Genomic DNA, 16,676 nt, shown 5'->3' with positions numbered 1-16,676 from the left:
TCCTGCCTGATTGTTGACGGATAAGCGGGCCACATCCCGCCCGTGCGAACAGGAAAGTCTGCCCATGATCGAAGCGATGATCCAATCTCCGTTCGTGGAGATCGCCCTTTTGCTTGTCCTGGCCGCAGGCATCGGCTTTGTCGGGATCATGCTGCAGCAACCGCTGATCGTCAGTTTCATCGCGGTGGGGCTGCTGGTCGGGCCATCGGCGCTGGACCTTGTGCGCGCGGATGCGCAGATCACGCTTCTGTCGCAGCTTGGCATTGCGATCCTGTTGTTTCTTGTCGGCATCAAGCTCGATGTGAAACTGATCCGGTCGCTGGGGGCGGTGTCCTTGCTGACGGGGTTGGGGCAGATTGCCTTTACCGCGATCTTTGGGTTCCTGATCGGGCTGGCGCTGGGGCTTGGGGTGACGACAAGCTTTTATGTCGCCATCGCACTGACGTTTTCATCGACGATCATCATCGTCAAGATGCTGTCTGACAGACGCGAGATCGACAGCCTGCACGGGCAGATTGCCCTTGGCCTTCTGATCGTGCAGGACATTGTCGTCGTTCTGGCGATGATCGTGCTGTCGGCCATCGGGATCGGGGCGGCAGGCGACGGGCACGGCGGCGGATCGGTTCCGCTGGTGCTGGCCTCTGGTGTCGGCATGCTTGCCGCCGTCATCGCCTTTGCGCGTTATGTTGCCGACCCTTTGACCGAACGTCTTGCGCGGACACCGGAATTGCTGCTGATCTTTGCCATCGCGCTGGCCGCCATGTTCGCCGCGATCGGCGATGTGGTGGGGCTGGGCAAGGAGGTCGGCGGTTTGCTGGCCGGTGTCGCGCTGGCATCGACGCCCTACCGCGAAACCATCGCGGCACGGCTTGCGCCTTTGCGTGATTTTCTGTTGCTGTTCTTCTTCATCGGGCTGGGCGCCGGCCTCGACCTGTCTTTGCTGGGCACCTATGCTTGGGCGGCGCTGGTCTTTTCCGCCTTTGTTCTGATCGGCAAGCCGTTGATCATGCTCGGGATCATGGGCGCGCTTGGCTATCGCAAGCGGACGGGGTTCCTGGCCGGAATAACTGTCGCGCAGATCAGCGAGTTTTCACTGATCTTCATCGCGATGGGCGTCACCATCGGCCATGTAGAGCAAGACGCGCTGGGGCTGGTCACGATGGTCGGCCTCGTGACGATTGCGGCTTCGACCTATATGATCACCTACTCGCACCAGCTTTATACCATCTTCGAGCCTTGGCTGGGTGTCTTTGAACGCAAGTCCACCCCCCGCGACAATCAGGACGCCGCGCGGACCGGCGACCACCATCAGGTCGTCATCTTCGGCCTTGGCCGGTTCGGCACGGCCATCGGGCTGCGCCTGCAGCGGCGCGGTATCAAGGTGTTGGGTGTCGATTTCAACCCCGCCGCTGCGCGGCGCTGGCGCGACATGGGGTTGGATACCGCTTTCGGCGATGCGACCGATCCCGAATTCGTGGCCGATTTGCCGCTGGCGGGGGCGGACTGGATCGTGTCCACGGTGCCGATCCACCCCGCCAGCCTGAGCCACGAAGACACACGCATCACGCTCATCCAGCTTGCCCGTGCAGCCGGATATCGGGGGCAGATCGCGGTGACATCGCACCACGCACCAGAAACGCAACGCCTGCGCGATGCCGGTGCCGATCTGGTGCTCGAGCCGTTTCAGGATGCGGCCGACCGCGCCGCCGATCTGCTGTCCGGCGGCGCAGGCAAAGACGGGGCGGATCGTCCGCTGCGGTTCGCAGACAACGCGCTGGACGCGTAACCGCAGCCTAGAACCAGCGCCAGCGGCGAGTCCTGCGGCGCCGATATGCGCTGTATTCATCGTCGATCCGCCCGATCCAGCCATAGCGTTGACGGCGCTGCGCCTCTGCCTTGGGCGGGGTGAAGATCTGAAGCAGGAACCTTTCCAGTGCGCACAGATGCGGTTCTTCCCGCTGCCCGGGCGGCAAGGGCGGCGCGTTCAGAATCGCCAGATAGGCCGCATCATCGGCGTCGATCCGCATCACTTCGTCAGCCAGCGCGTCCAGACTGGGAAAATCATGGCCATTGATAAAGGCGGCGGTGTTGAAATCATCCGCGATGCGCGGGTTGCCCAGATAGATCGGCACCGACCGCGCGACCAGCGGGTCCATCACCTTTTCCGTCGTATAGCCGGGGTGCGACGAATTTTCGAAAGCGATGGTAAACTTGAACCGAGCCAGAAAATCGGTTTTGGCCTGCTGCGGGTCAAGCCCGGTTTGCTGCTGATGAAGGTCCAGCGCATCCGAATTGCGCAGATGCCGGCCTGTCGACAGAACCGGCTTGCGGTCGTTCAGCAGGTGAAAGAACTGGTCCCGTGCGGGCATCGCCATATTGTTGGTAAAGGTGAAATTGCAGAATTCCACGCTGCTGGTGATATCGTCCCGCGTCAGCGGCGCGCGCGGCTGCAAAAGCGCCTGATAGCCATCATTCATCGCGAAAAGCGGCACCCGCTGATATCTGTCGCCAAGAACGAGGTGATCGAATCCGATTCCATAGTCGCAGAAATTCAGATCGGGCAGGGTGTTTTCGCCCGAATACATGATCTTGATCGCATCGGGATAAAGATGGTGCTCTCGCAACCGCACACCGCGTCGGCGGGTGGCACCGTCACCAAAGACCGAACAGATCACGTAATCGGGGTCCTGATCGGTCAGAACGACGTGAAAATGTTTCCGCAGTATCCTGTCGATCTGTGATGGCGCCAGCGGGTCGAAAGTGCCCCACATGTCGGTATAATGCAGCTTGATCGTTTTCATTCTCTGGCCTTCACGGGAATCTGCTGCGCCCAGCCTTACCGTCTCGCAGCCCAAGGGCAAAGCCTGTAGACAGGCAGGGCAAGATGCTTTAGCCAGCGGGCGTTAGCGCTAACGAAATACAAGCGGAGCAAGTCATGGTTTCTCGCGTCATTCCTGTTGAAACCTTCGATCTGGTGATCTTCGGCGGCACCGGCGACCTTGCCCGCCGCAAGATCCTGCCGGGGCTGTTCCGCCGGTTCCGGTCCGGCCAGACGCCTGACGGGTCGCGGATCATCGGCGCGGCCCGGTCCGAAATGGATGCTGATGGCTACCGCGAGATGATTGCCGAGGCGATTGCCGAGTTCGGCGGCGAAGAGGCCAACGACAGCGACAGCCTGAAAGGGTTTCTTGCCACGCTCGATTATGTCTCGATTGATGCCAAGGGCGATGGCGGCTGGGCGGAGCTTGCGCAGAAGGTGCGGTCCGACGTGGTGCAGGCCTTTTATTTCTCTGTTGCGCCGTCGCTGTTCGGTGATCTGGCCGAACGGTTGCACCATCACAAGATCGCCTCCCTCGACAGCCGGATCGTGGTGGAAAAACCCTTTGGCCGCGATCTGGACTCGGCGCGCGCGCTGAACGCGGTGCTGTCGACCCATTTCAGCGAACAGCAGATCTACCGGATCGACCATTATCTGGGCAAGGAGACCGTCCAGAACCTGATGGCCGTGCGGTTCGGCAACGTGCTGTTCGAACCGCTCTGGAACAACCATTACGTCGATCACATCCAGATCACCGTGGCCGAAACCGTCAGCGTGGCGGGGCGGGGCGCCTATTACGACAAATCAGGCGCGATGCGCGATATGGTGCAGAACCACCTGATGCAGTTGTTGTGCCTGATCGCGATGGAACCGCCCAGCCGGTTCGGCGCGGACGAGGTGCGCGACGAAAAACTGAAAGTGATCCGCGCCTTGCAGCCCGTCGCGCCGCATCACATCGTGCGTGGGCAATATGATGCCGGCCCCGATGGCCCCAGCTACCGCGAGGATGCCGAAAACCCTCGCAGTTTCACCGAAAGCTTTGTGGCGCTGAAATGCCATATCGCCAACTGGCGGTGGGCAGGCGTGCCGTTCTATCTCCGCACAGGCAAACGGATGAAGGCGCGGTCGTCGGAGATTACCGTCGTGTTCAAGGACCTCGGCCACACGATTTTCGAAGGCGATACCGCGCGCCATCGCAATATCCTGTCGATCCGCCTGCAACCCAATGAAGGGATGGATCTGCAGGTCACGATCAAGGAACCCGGACCGGGCGGCATGCGTTTGATCGACGTGCCCTTGGACATGACATTCGCCGATGCCTTGGGGGCCGATGCGGGCGAGGTCACGGATGCATACGAACGGCTGATCATGGATGTGATCCGCGGCAACCAGACGCTCTTCATGCGCGGCGACGAAGTCGAGGCCGCATGGGCCTGGACCGACCCGATCATCCACGGTTGGGAGGCGCGCAACGATGTGCCAAAGCTGTACGATGCGGGGTCAACCGGGCCGGAGGATGCGATGATGCTGTTGCACCGCGACGGACGGAAATGGCGCGAAGTCAAAGGGTAATCCCATGGAACTGATCGAATATCCCGACGCGGAAATGATGATGATGCGGCTGGCCGATATTTTGGCCAGCGAGTTGAAACAGACGCTGCTGACGCATGACCGTGCGTCCCTTGCCGTGCCGGGCGGGACGACGCCGGGGCCTGTCTTTGACAACCTGTGTTCGGTCGATCTGGATTGGTCGCGCGTCGATGTGATGCTGACCGATGAACGCTGGGTCCCCGAAAGCTCTGAGCGCTCCAACACGGCGCTGTTGCGCCGCCGTCTGCTGGTCAATCGCGCTGCTGCGGCGCGGCTGATCCCGCTTTATGCCGATGCTACCACCCCCGAGGAAAAGCTCGCAGATCTGACCGCGGGGCTTGATGCGGTGCTGCCGTTGTCGGTGGTTCTTTTGGGCATGGGCGCGGATATGCATATTGCGTCGCTGTTTCCGGGCGCTGACCAATTAGAGCATGGATTGACAAGGGATGATCCGCTTGTCGCCATGCGCGCACCCGGCGCGCCGGAACCGCGCATCACCCTGTCGGCACGCGTGCTGAACGCGGCCATGGCGCGGCATGTCGTGATTATCGGTGCCGAAAAACGCGCCGCCCTCGACAAGGCGCAGGGGCTTGATCCGCATGAAGCGCCTGTCGCTGCCGTGCTGAAAGATACGACCGTGCATTGGGCGGAGGCATAGATGGTCTGGGACAACCTGCGCGCCCATCACGCGGCCACCGCTGACCGGCGCTTCGAGACGATGCTCGATGCCGCCCGTGCCGCGGATTTCAGCGCCACGGCGGGCGATATGGTTCTGGACTATGCCAAGACCAATATCGACGCGACCGCGCGCGACCTGTTGTTCGACCTGCTTGACCAGACCGGTGTCGTCGCCAAGCGCGAAGCGATGTTCACAGGCACCGCGATCAACGAAACCGAAGGCCGCGCCGTGCTGCATACCGCTTTGCGCAACCTTGACGGCGGGCCGGTCATGGTCGACGGGGCCGATGTCATGCCCGACGTGCTGGCGACGCTGGCCCGGATGGAGGATTTTGCCCGCGCCGTGCGTGACGGCAGCTATAAGGGGCAGGGCGGCAAGATCACCGATGTCGTCAATATCGGCATCGGCGGGTCGGACCTTGGGCCTGCGATGGCGGTCAAGGCGTTGTCGCCCTATCACGACGGCCCGCGCTGCCATTTCGTCAGCAACGTCGACCCCGCCGATATCGCGGGTGTGCTGCGCCGCTGCGATCCTGCAACAACGCTGGTGATCGTCGCTTCCAAGACCTTCACCACGATCGAGACGATGACCAATGCGCGCACCGCGCAGGCTTGGATGGCGCAAAGCGTCAACGACACCGGCGCGCAATTTGCGGCCCTGTCCACAGCAGCCGACAAGACCGCCGCCTTCGGGATCGACCCATCGCGCGTGTTCGGTTTCGCTGATTGGGTCGGCGGGCGCTATTCGCTTTGGGGGCCGATTGGCCTGTCCCTGATGATCGCCGTCGGGCCGGAGGCGTTCCGTGCCTTCCTGCGTGGCGCGCAGGCGATGGATGTGCATTTCCGCGCGGCGGACTGGCAGGAAAACCTACCCGCACTGCTGGCCGTCGTCGGGATCTGGCACAACCAGATTTGCGGCTATCCCACACGGGCCGTGCTGCCTTATGACAACAATCTCAGCCGCTTGCCCGCCTATCTTCAACAATTGGAGATGGAAAGCAACGGCAAGGGTGTCGCAATGAACGGCACCGATCTACCGGTCGCAAGCGGCCCTGTCGTCTGGGGCGAACCCGGCACCAACGGGCAGCACGCCTTCTACCAACTGATCCACCAAGGCACCGGCGTTGTGCCGTGCGAATTCCTTGTCGCGGCCCGCGGGCATGAAGACGACCTGCACCACCAGCACCAGTTACTGGTCGCCAACTGCCTTGCGCAATCCGTGGCGCTGATGCGCGGCCGCAGTCTGATTGAGGCACGCGCCAAGATCGCGGACAAGTTCACGGGCGCAGAACTGGAACGGCAGGCGCGCCACCGTGTGTTCACGGGCAACCGGCCCTCGGTCACCATCGCCTATCCGCAGCTCACGCCTTTTGTGCTGGGGCAGATTATTGCGCTTTATGAACACCGTGTCTTCGTGGAAGGGGTTGTCTTGGGCCTCAATTCCTACGACCAATGGGGCGTCGAACTTGGCAAGGAACTGGCGACCGCGCTGCAGCCTGTCGTCGAAGGCCGTGCGGGTCTGGACGGCAAGGATGCATCCACCGCCGCCCTTGTCGGGTTCTTGCGCAGTAACGGGGTCTGACGGCCCGATTGGTTTGGGAATTTTCGAATGGCGGCCTATGCACCTTATCTGATGTCGTTGATCCTGATCGCCGCCATGGCGATCGAAATGCGCGACGGGCGCTTGCCGAACTGGCTGACGATGCTGCCCTTCGTCGTGTTCATTGCGGTAATCGTGACATCGGCTGATCCGGGGGCCTTTGCGGGCCAGTTGATCGGGGCGGCAGTGGTGTTCGTGCTGGGTCTGGTGCTGTTCGCCTTTGCGGGCTTTGGCGCGGGGGCGGTCAAGCTGTTGACAGGGCTTGCTCTTTTCATCCCGCGCGAACATGCGATAGCAAGCTTCGTCATCTTCATCGTGACGATGTTCGTGGGCACTTTCATCATCCTGCAAATCCACAAGCGGTTCGCCGCAGAGGACAGCAAATGGGTGATCCTGAACAAGCGCGTGCTGCCGATGAGCTTGCCCATCGGCATCGCCGGTCTGTGCGCGTTCTGGCTGTTGTGACGGTCAGATCGCTGCTGTGACGATGATTTCCACGTTGTAATCCTGCGTGGCAAGCTTTGCCTCGCCGGTCCAGCGGGCAGGGGCATGGCCTTCCGCAACCCAGGCGTCCCAAACGGCGTTCATGTCGGCGAATTGCGTGGCGATGTCCGACAGCCAGATCTGCGCGGTCAGGATGTTGGTCTTGTCCGTGCCCGCCTCGGCCAGCAGCGCATCGATCTGCGCCAGAATCGCGGCCGTCTGCTCGGACACGCTCGCCCCCGGCGTGCCGACCTGCCCCGCCAGATAGGCGATCCCGTTATGGATGACGAGCTGGCTCATGCGGCCATTGGTGTGGTGACGGATGATCTCGGGCATGGGGAGGGCTTTCGTGAGTGAAGGGGGAATGGAGCGGGTGAAGGGAATCGAACCCTCGTATTCAGCTTGGGAAGCTGCTGCTCTACCATTGAGCTACACCCGCGCGCTGCATTCAGGTAATTGCGCCGCCCGCTGCCGTCAAGCGCCAATCACCGTCTGCCGCGTCTGCGTGGTCCGCGGTCGCCGCCTTGATTGTGGTTGATCTGCGGGATCGTAACGATGGAATTGAGGATCGGGAAAGGCTCGACCGCGTTCGGGATGGCCGAGGCATTGACGAAATGTTCCTGAAAACGCGGCTCGATCGCGGTCTCGATCTTGTGGATCTGCCGCACGATCCCTTCGATCTCGCGCCGCGCGTCGGTGTTCAGCAGCGCGATCCGCGCGCCGGTGCCCGCGGCATTCCCCGCACTTGTCACCTTGTCCAATGGCGCGTCGGGGATCATGCCCAAAACCATCGCATGTTTGGGGCTGATATGCGCGCCAAATGCGCCCGCCAGCACCACGCGGTCGACCTTGTCGACGCCGAATTTGTCCATTAGCAGCCGTGCACCTGAATAAAGCGCGGCTTTGGCCATCTGGATTTGCCGCACATCGGTGTTGGTCACGGTGATCAGCGGGCCGCCCGCCGCCGTGCCGTCGTAGAGCAGATAGGAATTGGTGCGCCCGTCGGCAAAGCAATTGGGCGATCCGGTCTGGTCGGCTGATCCGATCAGCCCCGGGCCGTCGACGATCCCGGTCATGCGCATTTCGGCGATCACCTCGATGATGCCGGACCCGCAGATGCCCGTCACGCCGGTCTGGGCGATGGCGTCGGCAAAGCCGTCCTCGTCCGACCATATATCGCTGCCGATGACCTTGAAGCGGGGCAGCTTGGTGACAGGGTCGATCTCGACATGCTCGATGGCACCGGGGGCCGCGCGCTGGCCGGAGCTGATCTGCGCGCCCTCGAAGGCGGGGCCGGTGGGCGACGAGCAGGCCAGCACCTTTTCGCGGTTGCCCAGCAGGATTTCCGCATTGGTGCCGACGTCGACGATCAGCACCAAATCTTCGGATTTGTCGGGGGCTTCGGACAGGGCGACGGCGGCCGCATCCGCGCCGACATGCCCCGCGATGCAGGGCAGGATATAGACCCGCGCGGCGGGATGCAGGTTCAAATCCAGCTCCAGCGCGCGCAGCGACAGCGCGTCGGACGTGGCCAGCGCGAAAGGTGCTTGCCCCAGCTCATACGCGTCGATGCCGAGAAACAGGTGGTGCATGACCGGATTGCATACAAAGACCGCATCCACGATCAGATCGCGGTCGATCTGCGCCTCGGATGCGATCTGCACGAAAAGCGCGTTCATCCCTTCGCGCACCGCGCGGGTCATTTCCTCGGACCCGGTGGGGTTCATCATGCCATAGCTGACGCGGCTCATCAGATCCTCGCCAAAGCGGATCTGGGGATTCATGATGCCCGAGGAGGCCACGACCTCGCCCGAGCGCAGATCGCAGAGGTGCGCGGCAATCGTGGTCGATCCCAGATCGACGGCAAGGCCATAGATCGTGCCATCGTAAAAGCCCGGCCAGATCGCGATGATGCGCGGCGAAAACACCGCGTCGCCCAGATGCACGGCGACGGTGACTTTCCAGTCGCCTTTGCGCAGCGCCTTTTGCATGGTCCGCAACACGCCCAAGTCAGCCTCCAGCGCGGGCAGGTCCCAGTCGCGGCGCAGCGCGATGACAAGCCGTTCCAGATCGCCCGACGGGTCGTGCATGTCGGGTTCTGCGACCTCGACATAATACAGCCGCGTTGACGGGTTCATCGTGATCTCGCGCACTTCGGCGCGTTTGCGCACGACCTGCTTGTGCACCTGACTTTCGGCAGGCACGTCGATCACGACATCGCCTCTGATCTGCGCCTGACAGCCAAGGCGGCGTCCCTGTTTCAGGCCGCGGATGCTGTCATAACGTTCCTCGACGCTGTTCCAGTCGGACAAAGCGTCAGGGGCGACCGTGACGCCATGCTTGGAAAACTCGCCATAGGACGGCGTGATCTGGCATTTCGAACAGATGCCGCGCCCGCCGCAGACGGAATCGAGGTCCACACCCAACTGCCGCGCCGATGTCAGGACGGGCGTGCCGACGGGGAAATGCCCCCGTTTGCCGGAGGGGGTGAAAATCACAAGTGGGTCGGTGGTCATCGGGGGTGCCTGTTCTGGTTTGTGCCTACATACCGCGCGGCGAGGCAGGGGAAAGGGCGGTATCCGTCAATCTACATGATAAGAGCGGCATGGCGGGGGTGGCGGGATGGACCTCGCCCTACGGGACATCGTGTAGGTCGGGGTTCACCCCGACGTTACCGCACCACATCCACCCCCCACAGCCAGACCGCCAAAGGCACCGGCGCTGTCGCAAGGGCAACGACCAAGAGCGTCGCGGGCGTGCTGAACAGCCGGCTCAGCCCCGCGACCAGCATGATCCCCCCGCCGCCGCCCACCGCGATATTGCCGGGTGTGTTGATCGCGAGAGCGACGGTCGCATAGCGATATTTCACGACGAAAGGCACCAGCCAGCGGGGCAGTTTGTCCTGCATCGCGGTTAATCTGTCAGCGCGCGGCACCGCGTCGATCCGTTCCAGCCAGCCCGCGATCCGGCGCAGCCGCAGGTCTTGCAACACGCGGATCAGCCACAGCAGGGACACGGTCTGCCCGACCAGAAACGCTAGGCTCAGCCCGCCGACAGTGGCGGCATAAACGACTGGTGCTGCCGTTGCGCCTTGAATGATCAAAAGCGCCACACCGATTTCCACGCCCGGCATGAAGGGCACCGCGAGAATGATCGCGTAAACGACCAGCACCGCCAAGATCAGCCCCGTCATCGCGCGCGCGGATGCGTCGCTTTCCAGGAAGGCGATCTGCCCCCTCAGCCAGTCGAACCCGAATGCGGCCAGCGCCACGCATGTCAGAACCAGCGCGAACCTGATCCCCAACCAGAGGATGGTGTTGGCAGTGCCGCTGCTGTCGGTGGGGTGGTGGTTCGCCATGCCGCACCATGCGCGGGCGTCTTTGCCGCTTCAAGCGGTGATTTGACCTTTCGGCTGTGGCCTATCCATGCGATACGGACGCGCCAACAGCCCCCGAACGGAGACAGGTTGATGGAGATTCGTGAAGCCCTGACATTTGATGACGTGTTGCTTGTCCCTGCGGCATCAAGCGTCCTGCCATCCACGGCGGATACGCGCACGCGTGTGACCAAATCCATCGCCATGAATATTCCGCTTTTGTCGAGCGCGATGGACACCGTGACCGAGGCGCGCATGGCCATCGCCATGGCACAGGCGGGCGGCATCGGGGTCGTGCACAAGAACCTCAACATCGCGCAGCAGGCCGATGAAATCCGGCGCGTGAAACGCTTTGTCTCGGGCACCGTCTATAACCCGATCACCCTGCGGCCCGACCAGACGCTGGCCGATGCCAAAGACCTGATGGACCGCTACCGGATCACCGGTTTTCCTGTCGTCGGCCCCGATGGCCGCGTGATCGGGATCGTCACCAACCGCGACATGCGTTTCGCGCAGGACGACAAGACCCCCGTCAGCGTGATGATGACGACCGAAAACCTCGCGATCCTGCAAGAACCGGCCGATCTGGACGAGGCACGGTCCCTGATGCAGGCCCGCCGCATCGAAAAGCTGTTGATCACCGACCATGCGGGCAAGCTGACGGGTCTGTTGACGCTGAAAGACAGCGAACAGGCCGTGCTGAACCCGATGGCCTGCAAGGACCAGTTGGGGCGATTGCGGGTCGCTGCCGCCTCTGGCGTGGGCGATGCGGGGTTTGAGCGGTCGCAGGCGCTGATCGACGCGGGTGTGGACATGATCGTGATCGACACGGCGCATGGCCATTCCGAAGGCGTGGCGCGGGCTGTCGAACGGGTCAAGGCGCTGTCGAACGAGGTCCAGATCGTCGCGGGCAACATCGCCACGGGCGAGGCCGCACGCGCGCTGATCGGCGTGGGTGCCGATGCGGTCAAGGTCGGCATCGGGCCGGGGTCGATCTGCACCACGCGCATGGTTGCGGGTGTCGGGGTGCCGCAACTGACCGCGATCATGGATTGCGCGCAGGCGGCAGGCGACGTGCCGGTGATCGCCGATGGCGGCATCAAGTTTTCCGGCGATTTCGCCAAGGCGATTGCGGCGGGCGCGTCCTGTGCCATGGTCGGCTCGATGATCGCGGGCACCGACGAAAGCCCGGGCGAGGTGATCCTGTATCAGGGCCGGTCGTTCAAGGCCTATCGTGGCATGGGATCGCTTGGCGCGATGGCCAGTGGGTCCGCCGACCGTTATTTCCAGAAAGAGGCCGCCAGCGACAAGCTGGTCCCCGAGGGCATCGAGGGCCAAGTGCCTTACAAAGGGTCGGCCCATGCCGTCGTGCATCAGCTGGTGGGCGGTCTGCGCGCCGCGATGGGCTATACCGGCTGTGCCACGGTCGAGGAAATGCGCAAAAACTGCACTTTCGTGAAAATCACCGGGGCGGGGCTGAAGGAAAGCCATGTCCACGACGTGCAGATCACCCGCGAAAGCCCGAATTACCGGGTCGGCTGATGACCCCCGGTGCGCGCGTTGCGGCCGCTATCACCGTGCTGGACCAGATCAGGGACGGGGCCTTTGCCGAACAGGCGCTGACCGCCTGGGCGCGCGCCAGCCGCTTTGCCGGGGCCAAGGATCGCGCCGCCGTGCGCGATCACGTCTTTGATGTGCTCCGGTGTCGCCGGTCGCTGGGCGATGGTGACGGGCGGGCGTTGATGCTGCGGCTTTTGCAGCGTAACGGCGTTGACCTAGGACCTGTTTTCAATGGGTTGGGGCATGCACCTCATCCTTTGAGCGAAGAGGAGGTCGCAGTGGTTGCCTCGCCTCCGGCGCTGTCCGACGCCGCCGCCTGCGACCTGCCGGACTGGCTCTGGCCTCTTTGGCAGGAGCGTCTCGGCGCGGATGCCGTGCAGGCCGCACAGGCGCAACAAGCGCGTGCGGATGTCTTTCTGCGTGTGAATCAGCGGCGCGCGACGCCCGCCGCGGCGATCGCTTTACTCGCGCAGGACGGGATCACGGCAGACCTGCACCAAGCGGTCGACGGCTGCCTGCGGGTGCTGGACAATGCCCGCCGGATCAGGACCGCGACGGCCTATGCCACGGGCCTTGTCGAATTGCAGGACGCGGCGTCGCAACGGGCTGTGCAACTGGTGCCGGTCGCACCGGGTGCGCTTGTGCTGGATTACTGCGCAGGCGGCGGTGGCAAGGCGCTGGCCTTTGCCGACCGGCATGATGCAACGGTGGTCGCGCATGACATCGCACCGGCACGGATGGCCGACCTGCCGGATCGGGCCGCGCGGGCGGGTGTGCGTATTCAGACCTTGACCGCCGCAGAACTGCGTGATCATGCGCCGTTTCAGGTGGTTTTTTGTGATGCGCCCTGCTCTGGCAGCGGCACGTGGCGCCGCAGCCCCGACGCAAAATGGCGGTTGACGCCGGACCGGCTGCACGCGCTGACCGCGCTGCAGGACGAGGTGATCGAACAGGCCGCCGCCAAGGCGGGCGCGCAAGCGCGGCTGGCCTATGCGACCTGTTCGGTGCTGGCCGATGAAAACGACGCGGTTGTCGCGCGGTTCGTGCAAAACCACCCCGATTGGTCCATCGAGCTGCGCGACCAAAGCTTGCCGGGTCCCGATGGTGACGGTTTTTTTCTCTGTCTGCTGACACGTCGAAACAACCTTTAGCTGTGCCGTAGAATGTGCTAGTCCCTTTAAGGAAAGATTAAGTTTTCCGTGTCAGAACGGTGCTGACCGAGCAGCGAGGTGATCAGTGGCAGCCCATCCGACGATCGCGCGGCCAACCGCATCGGCAGCGCCCGGTCTTGCACTTGTGCCTTGGGTTTTTGTCGCGGGTGTGCTCAGCCTGATCGCTGCCCAGTGGACGCCAGCCTTGCCAGCCCGGATCGGGATGCTGACGGCGGGCAGTCTCTTGGTGCTGCTGGCCACGGGTCTGACTGGTCGGGCCGTCTTGGCGGAATGGCGTCACCGGCGGCTCGACGTGACGGCGGTCAGGCTGGTGCAGGATGATCCCGACAGTGCCTTTCTGACCGACAATGTGGGGCTGGTCCGCTATGCCAACAAGGCCGCAACACAGCGGTTCGGCGATTGCGTGGGACGCAGGCTGTCCGACCTGTTCGGAAGCGTGCTGGCCAACCCGCATCCTTTCCTGCAGCGATTGTCGCAAGGCGCGCATCTGACGGGGTCCAGCAAAGAGGATGTGATCACGCGGCGCGGCCATTTCCGGTTAAGCGTGGTCGTGATCGGCCCGGGGCTGCGTTTGTGGCGGATGGATGACCTGGGCGAACATGGCGTGGCAGCCGCGCGCCACCATGACAATCTGCCCCTGCCGATGGTGACCCTCGGGCCAGACAACGCGGTGCTGCACGTCAATGCCGCCCTGCGCGCCGTGCTCGGGCACAAGGTCGCCAGTCTCGACGATCTGTTCGATGATCTTCCCCTTGCGCCAGGACAGCGCCACATGCTCAAGACCGCCAAAGGCACGCAGCCCGTGATCGTGGCGCTTGCCGACGGATGGGCCGGCGCGCGCGATGTCTATCTGCTTGCCGACCAGCGCGGGGACGGGCCACGGTTTTTCACAGCCGGATGGCACGCGATCGAGGATTTGCCGATTCCCCTGCTCAAGATCGCCCCCTCTGGCGAAATACTGGGCACGAACCGCGAATCGCGGCAGTTGCTGCGCATCGTCGACACGCGCAATCTCAAACTGACCGACCTGCTGGATGGCCTCGGCCGTCCGATCAACGACTGGCTGCGCGAAGCCTTCGAAGGACGCAGCGGGCGCAGCCCGCAGTTCCTGCAAGGCCGCGGCCAGAGTCAGGATACCTTTGTCCAGGTTACATTGAACGCGGCAGGCGGCACGTCGGATCCGCATCTGATCGCCGTTCTGGATGACGTGACAGAGCTGAAAACGCTCGAAGCACAATTCGTTCAAAGCCAGAAAATGCAGGCGATCGGACAGCTTGCCGGGGGTGTTGCGCATGATTTCAACAATCTGCTGACGGCGATTTCCGGCCATTGCGATCTGTTGCTTTTGCGCCATGACGCGGGCGACCAGAATTACAGCGATCTGATCCAGATTCACCAAAATGCGAACAGGGCGGCCAGCCTTGTTGGCCAATTGCTTGCCTTTTCGCGCAAACAGACGCTCCAACCAGAGGTGATCGACCTGAGAGAAACCTTGTCGGACCTGACGCATCTGCTGAATCGGCTGGTCGGAGAAAAAGTCTCGCTGACATTGGATCACGACCCGGCCCTTTTGCCGATCCGGGCGGATAAGCGACAGTTGGAACAGGTGTTGATGAACCTGATCGTGAATGCCCGTGATGCCATGAAAGGCGCCGGGGAAATCCGTGTCGTGACGGAAAACATGCGGCTGAGCGAACCGATGGTCAAGGACCGCGCTGTGGTGCCTGCGGGGGATTACGTCAAGGTCAAGGTGATCGACCACGGCCATGGCATCAGCCCGGATAAATTGCCCAAGATATTTGAGCCCTTCTACACGACCAAACGCCCCGGAGAGGGAACGGGGCTTGGTCTTTCGACGGCCTACGGGATCGTGAAACAGACGGGGGGGTATATTTTCGCCGACAGCGAAATCGGGCAAGGGACCGAATTCACATTGCTTTTCCCCGGCCACGACCGTCCGGTCGCGCCACCGGTCGTGGTCGAACCGGCCCGCCGCGAACCTGTCGGCGCGCCTGTCACCGGCGTGGTGCTTTTGGTCGAGGATGAAGCCCCGGTGCGTGCCTTCGCTTCACGTGCGTTACGCCTGCGCGGCTATAGCGTGCTGGAGGCCGATTGCGCCGAAGCGGCGTTGTCGATGCTCGAGGACCCGGCGCTGCATGTCGATCTGTTCGTCACCGATGTCATCATGCCTGGACTGGATGGGCCGACATGGGTCCGCCAGGCGCTACAGGCCCGCCCGGATACCAAGGTGGTGTTCATTTCGGGCTACGCCGAGGATGCGTTCAGCGATGGCCAGTCGCAGATCCCCAACGCGATCTTCCTGCCCAAACCGTTTTCGCTGAACGCGCTGACCCAGACCGTCCAAGGTCAGCTTGCCGAAGCCGTGTCAGCCTAGCTTTCGTGTGACGCGGCGCGTGATTGGGGCGCGTCCAGCGCGACGAGATGCGCGGCCGATCCCGTCAATGCGGCATAGTCATCCTCGATCACATGCACGGCGAAATTGCTCATGAAACCGGCAAAACGGCCCTTGTCGCGAAACGCTTCGGCAAAACCAAAGCGCGTCAGATGCGGGGCAAAGGCCCGCGCGACACCACCGGCCAGATAGACCCCGCCAAAGGGCAGCTGGATCAAAGATAGATTGCCGCAGACCGTCCCCAGAATGCGGGTGAAAAGCCGCGCCGCATCGACCGCGCGGGCATCGGTGCCGTCTGCGCAGGCCGCCATGATATCCTGCGCCGCTGCCTCGCGCGGGTCGCCCGCTTCGGTGCCAAGAAAGGCATAGGCCCGTTCCAGTCCGCGGCCGGACAGCACATCCTCGACTGCGGGAAACCCGTGGGCGGTCGATACGAACTGGCACAGGCGCAATTCCATCTCGTTGCGGATCGGCAGGTTGGCGTGCCCGCTTTCGGAGGGCGTGACGATCCGGCCACCAGGCAAATCGAAAACCGGCGCCGCGTTGAACCCCGTGCCGACCCCGATCACCAGCCTTGCGGCCTGTGGCGAGGCGGCAGGTGCGGGCAGGATCGTGCGGATCTTTGCCTCGTCCAGATGCCCCAGCGCGTGGCCCTGCGCCTGCAGATCATTCAGGATGGCGACGGTTTCGGCCTTGGTTGCGCGGGCCAGCGTTGTCTTGTCGATGGTCCAGTCGAGGTTGGTCATCGTCGCGCGCCCGTCGCGCACAGGGCCCGCCACCGCGACGCAGGCGGCGACAGGATCGACCCCGCCTTCATCCGCGATATAGCGGCGCAACACCGATTCGAGCCCCGGAAAATCCGCATTCGCATAGCGCCTGATCGTCGTCTCGATGATCCTGCGCCCATCGGCCAAGGCGACACGCGTATTCGTGCCACCGATATCGGCGACAAGGGCATAGCTGTTTGCGGGGTGGGACATGAAACT

13 protein-coding genes and 1 tRNA gene are annotated in these 16,676 nt (G+C 63.0%); 8 read left to right on the top strand and 6 right to left on the bottom strand.

The features are described from left to right. The first annotated feature begins 64 nt into the window (after positions 1 to 64). Entirely contained in the window at positions 65 to 1,786 is a 1,722-nt protein-coding gene (locus H147_RS0109690) for a cation:proton antiporter (protein WP_019955166.1), read from the top strand. 7 nt (positions 1,787 to 1,793) lie between these two features. Here the strand turns inward: H147_RS0109690 and H147_RS0109685 are convergent, their stop codons facing one another. Continuing rightward, positions 1,794 to 2,801, bottom strand: coding sequence for a glycosyltransferase family 10 domain-containing protein (locus H147_RS0109685; RefSeq protein ID WP_019955165.1), 1,008 nt, complete (start codon positions 2,799 to 2,801; stop codon positions 1,794 to 1,796). Positions 2,802 to 2,935: 134 nt separating this feature from the next. Between H147_RS0109685 and zwf the strand changes: the two genes are divergently transcribed. The 4 genes from zwf to H147_RS0109665 are packed head-to-tail and all read left to right on the top strand — an operon-like array spanning position 2,936 to position 7,151. Continuing rightward, entirely contained in the window at positions 2,936 to 4,390 is a 1,455-nt protein-coding gene (zwf, locus tag H147_RS0109680; protein ID WP_019955164.1) for a glucose-6-phosphate dehydrogenase, read from the top strand. A 4-nt stretch (positions 4,391 to 4,394) separates the two neighbouring features. Next, a complete protein-coding gene (gene pgl, locus H147_RS0109675) occupies positions 4,395 to 5,066 on the top strand; it encodes a 6-phosphogluconolactonase (RefSeq protein WP_019955163.1) in 672 nt (223 codons plus the stop codon). Further along, on the top strand, positions 5,067 to 6,668 hold the full coding sequence (gene pgi / locus H147_RS0109670) for a glucose-6-phosphate isomerase (protein WP_019955162.1): 1,602 nt from the start codon (positions 5,067 to 5,069) through the stop codon (positions 6,666 to 6,668). It abuts the gene before it with no gap. 27 nt (positions 6,669 to 6,695) lie between these two features. Further along, positions 6,696 to 7,151 carry a prepilin peptidase gene (locus H147_RS0109665; protein ID WP_019955161.1) on the top strand — a complete coding sequence of 152 codons (456 nt, stop codon included), beginning with the start codon at positions 6,696 to 6,698 and terminating at the stop codon, positions 7,149 to 7,151. Between the two features lie 3 nt (positions 7,152 to 7,154). Here the strand turns inward: H147_RS0109665 and H147_RS0109660 are convergent, their stop codons facing one another. The 4 genes from H147_RS0109660 to H147_RS0109645 form a co-directional block, all read right to left on the bottom strand. Next, positions 7,155 to 7,505: a RidA family protein gene (locus H147_RS0109660; protein ID WP_019955160.1), complete on the bottom strand. Its 351-nt coding sequence runs from the start codon at positions 7,503 to 7,505 to the stop codon at positions 7,155 to 7,157. Positions 7,506 to 7,534: 29 nt separating this feature from the next. Beyond that, positions 7,535 to 7,608 (bottom strand) — tRNA-Gly (locus H147_RS0109655). 46 nt (positions 7,609 to 7,654) lie between these two features. After that, positions 7,655 to 9,685 carry an ASKHA domain-containing protein gene (locus H147_RS0109650; protein ID WP_019955159.1) on the bottom strand — a complete coding sequence of 677 codons (2,031 nt, stop codon included), beginning with the start codon at positions 9,683 to 9,685 and terminating at the stop codon, positions 7,655 to 7,657. Between the two features lie 155 nt (positions 9,686 to 9,840). Then, positions 9,841 to 10,527: a hypothetical protein gene (locus tag H147_RS0109645; RefSeq protein WP_019955158.1), complete on the bottom strand. Its 687-nt coding sequence runs from the start codon at positions 10,525 to 10,527 to the stop codon at positions 9,841 to 9,843. A gap of 111 nt (positions 10,528 to 10,638) precedes the next feature. Here H147_RS0109645 and guaB point away from each other — a divergent pair, with 111 nt between their 5' ends. The 3 genes from guaB (at position 10,639) to H147_RS0109630 (ending at position 15,672) form a co-directional block, all read left to right on the top strand. Next, positions 10,639 to 12,087 carry an IMP dehydrogenase gene (gene guaB / locus H147_RS0109640; RefSeq protein WP_019955157.1) on the top strand — a complete coding sequence of 483 codons (1,449 nt, stop codon included), beginning with the start codon at positions 10,639 to 10,641 and terminating at the stop codon, positions 12,085 to 12,087. Beyond that, positions 12,087 to 13,256: an RsmB/NOP family class I SAM-dependent RNA methyltransferase gene (locus H147_RS0109635; RefSeq protein ID WP_019955156.1), complete on the top strand. Its 1,170-nt coding sequence runs from the start codon at positions 12,087 to 12,089 to the stop codon at positions 13,254 to 13,256. Before guaB ends, H147_RS0109635 begins: the two co-directional genes overlap by 1 nt. A gap of 85 nt (positions 13,257 to 13,341) precedes the next feature. Next, positions 13,342 to 15,672 carry an ATP-binding protein gene (locus H147_RS0109630; protein ID WP_019955155.1) on the top strand — a complete coding sequence of 777 codons (2,331 nt, stop codon included), beginning with the start codon at positions 13,342 to 13,344 and terminating at the stop codon, positions 15,670 to 15,672. Here H147_RS0109630 and H147_RS0109625 read toward each other — a convergent pair. After that, positions 15,669 to 16,670, bottom strand: coding sequence for a glucokinase (locus H147_RS0109625; protein WP_019955154.1), 1,002 nt, complete (start codon positions 16,668 to 16,670; stop codon positions 15,669 to 15,671). The two genes, H147_RS0109630 and H147_RS0109625, sit on opposite strands and share 4 nt — an antisense overlap. Between the last annotated feature and the right edge of the window lie 6 nt (positions 16,671 to 16,676).

Origin of the sequence: Yoonia vestfoldensis DSM 16212 (assembly GCF_000382265.1) — a bacterium.
GTDB lineage: Bacteria > Pseudomonadota > Alphaproteobacteria > Rhodobacterales > Rhodobacteraceae > Yoonia > Yoonia vestfoldensis.
This window is presented reverse-complemented; position numbering and strand designations above follow the sequence as displayed.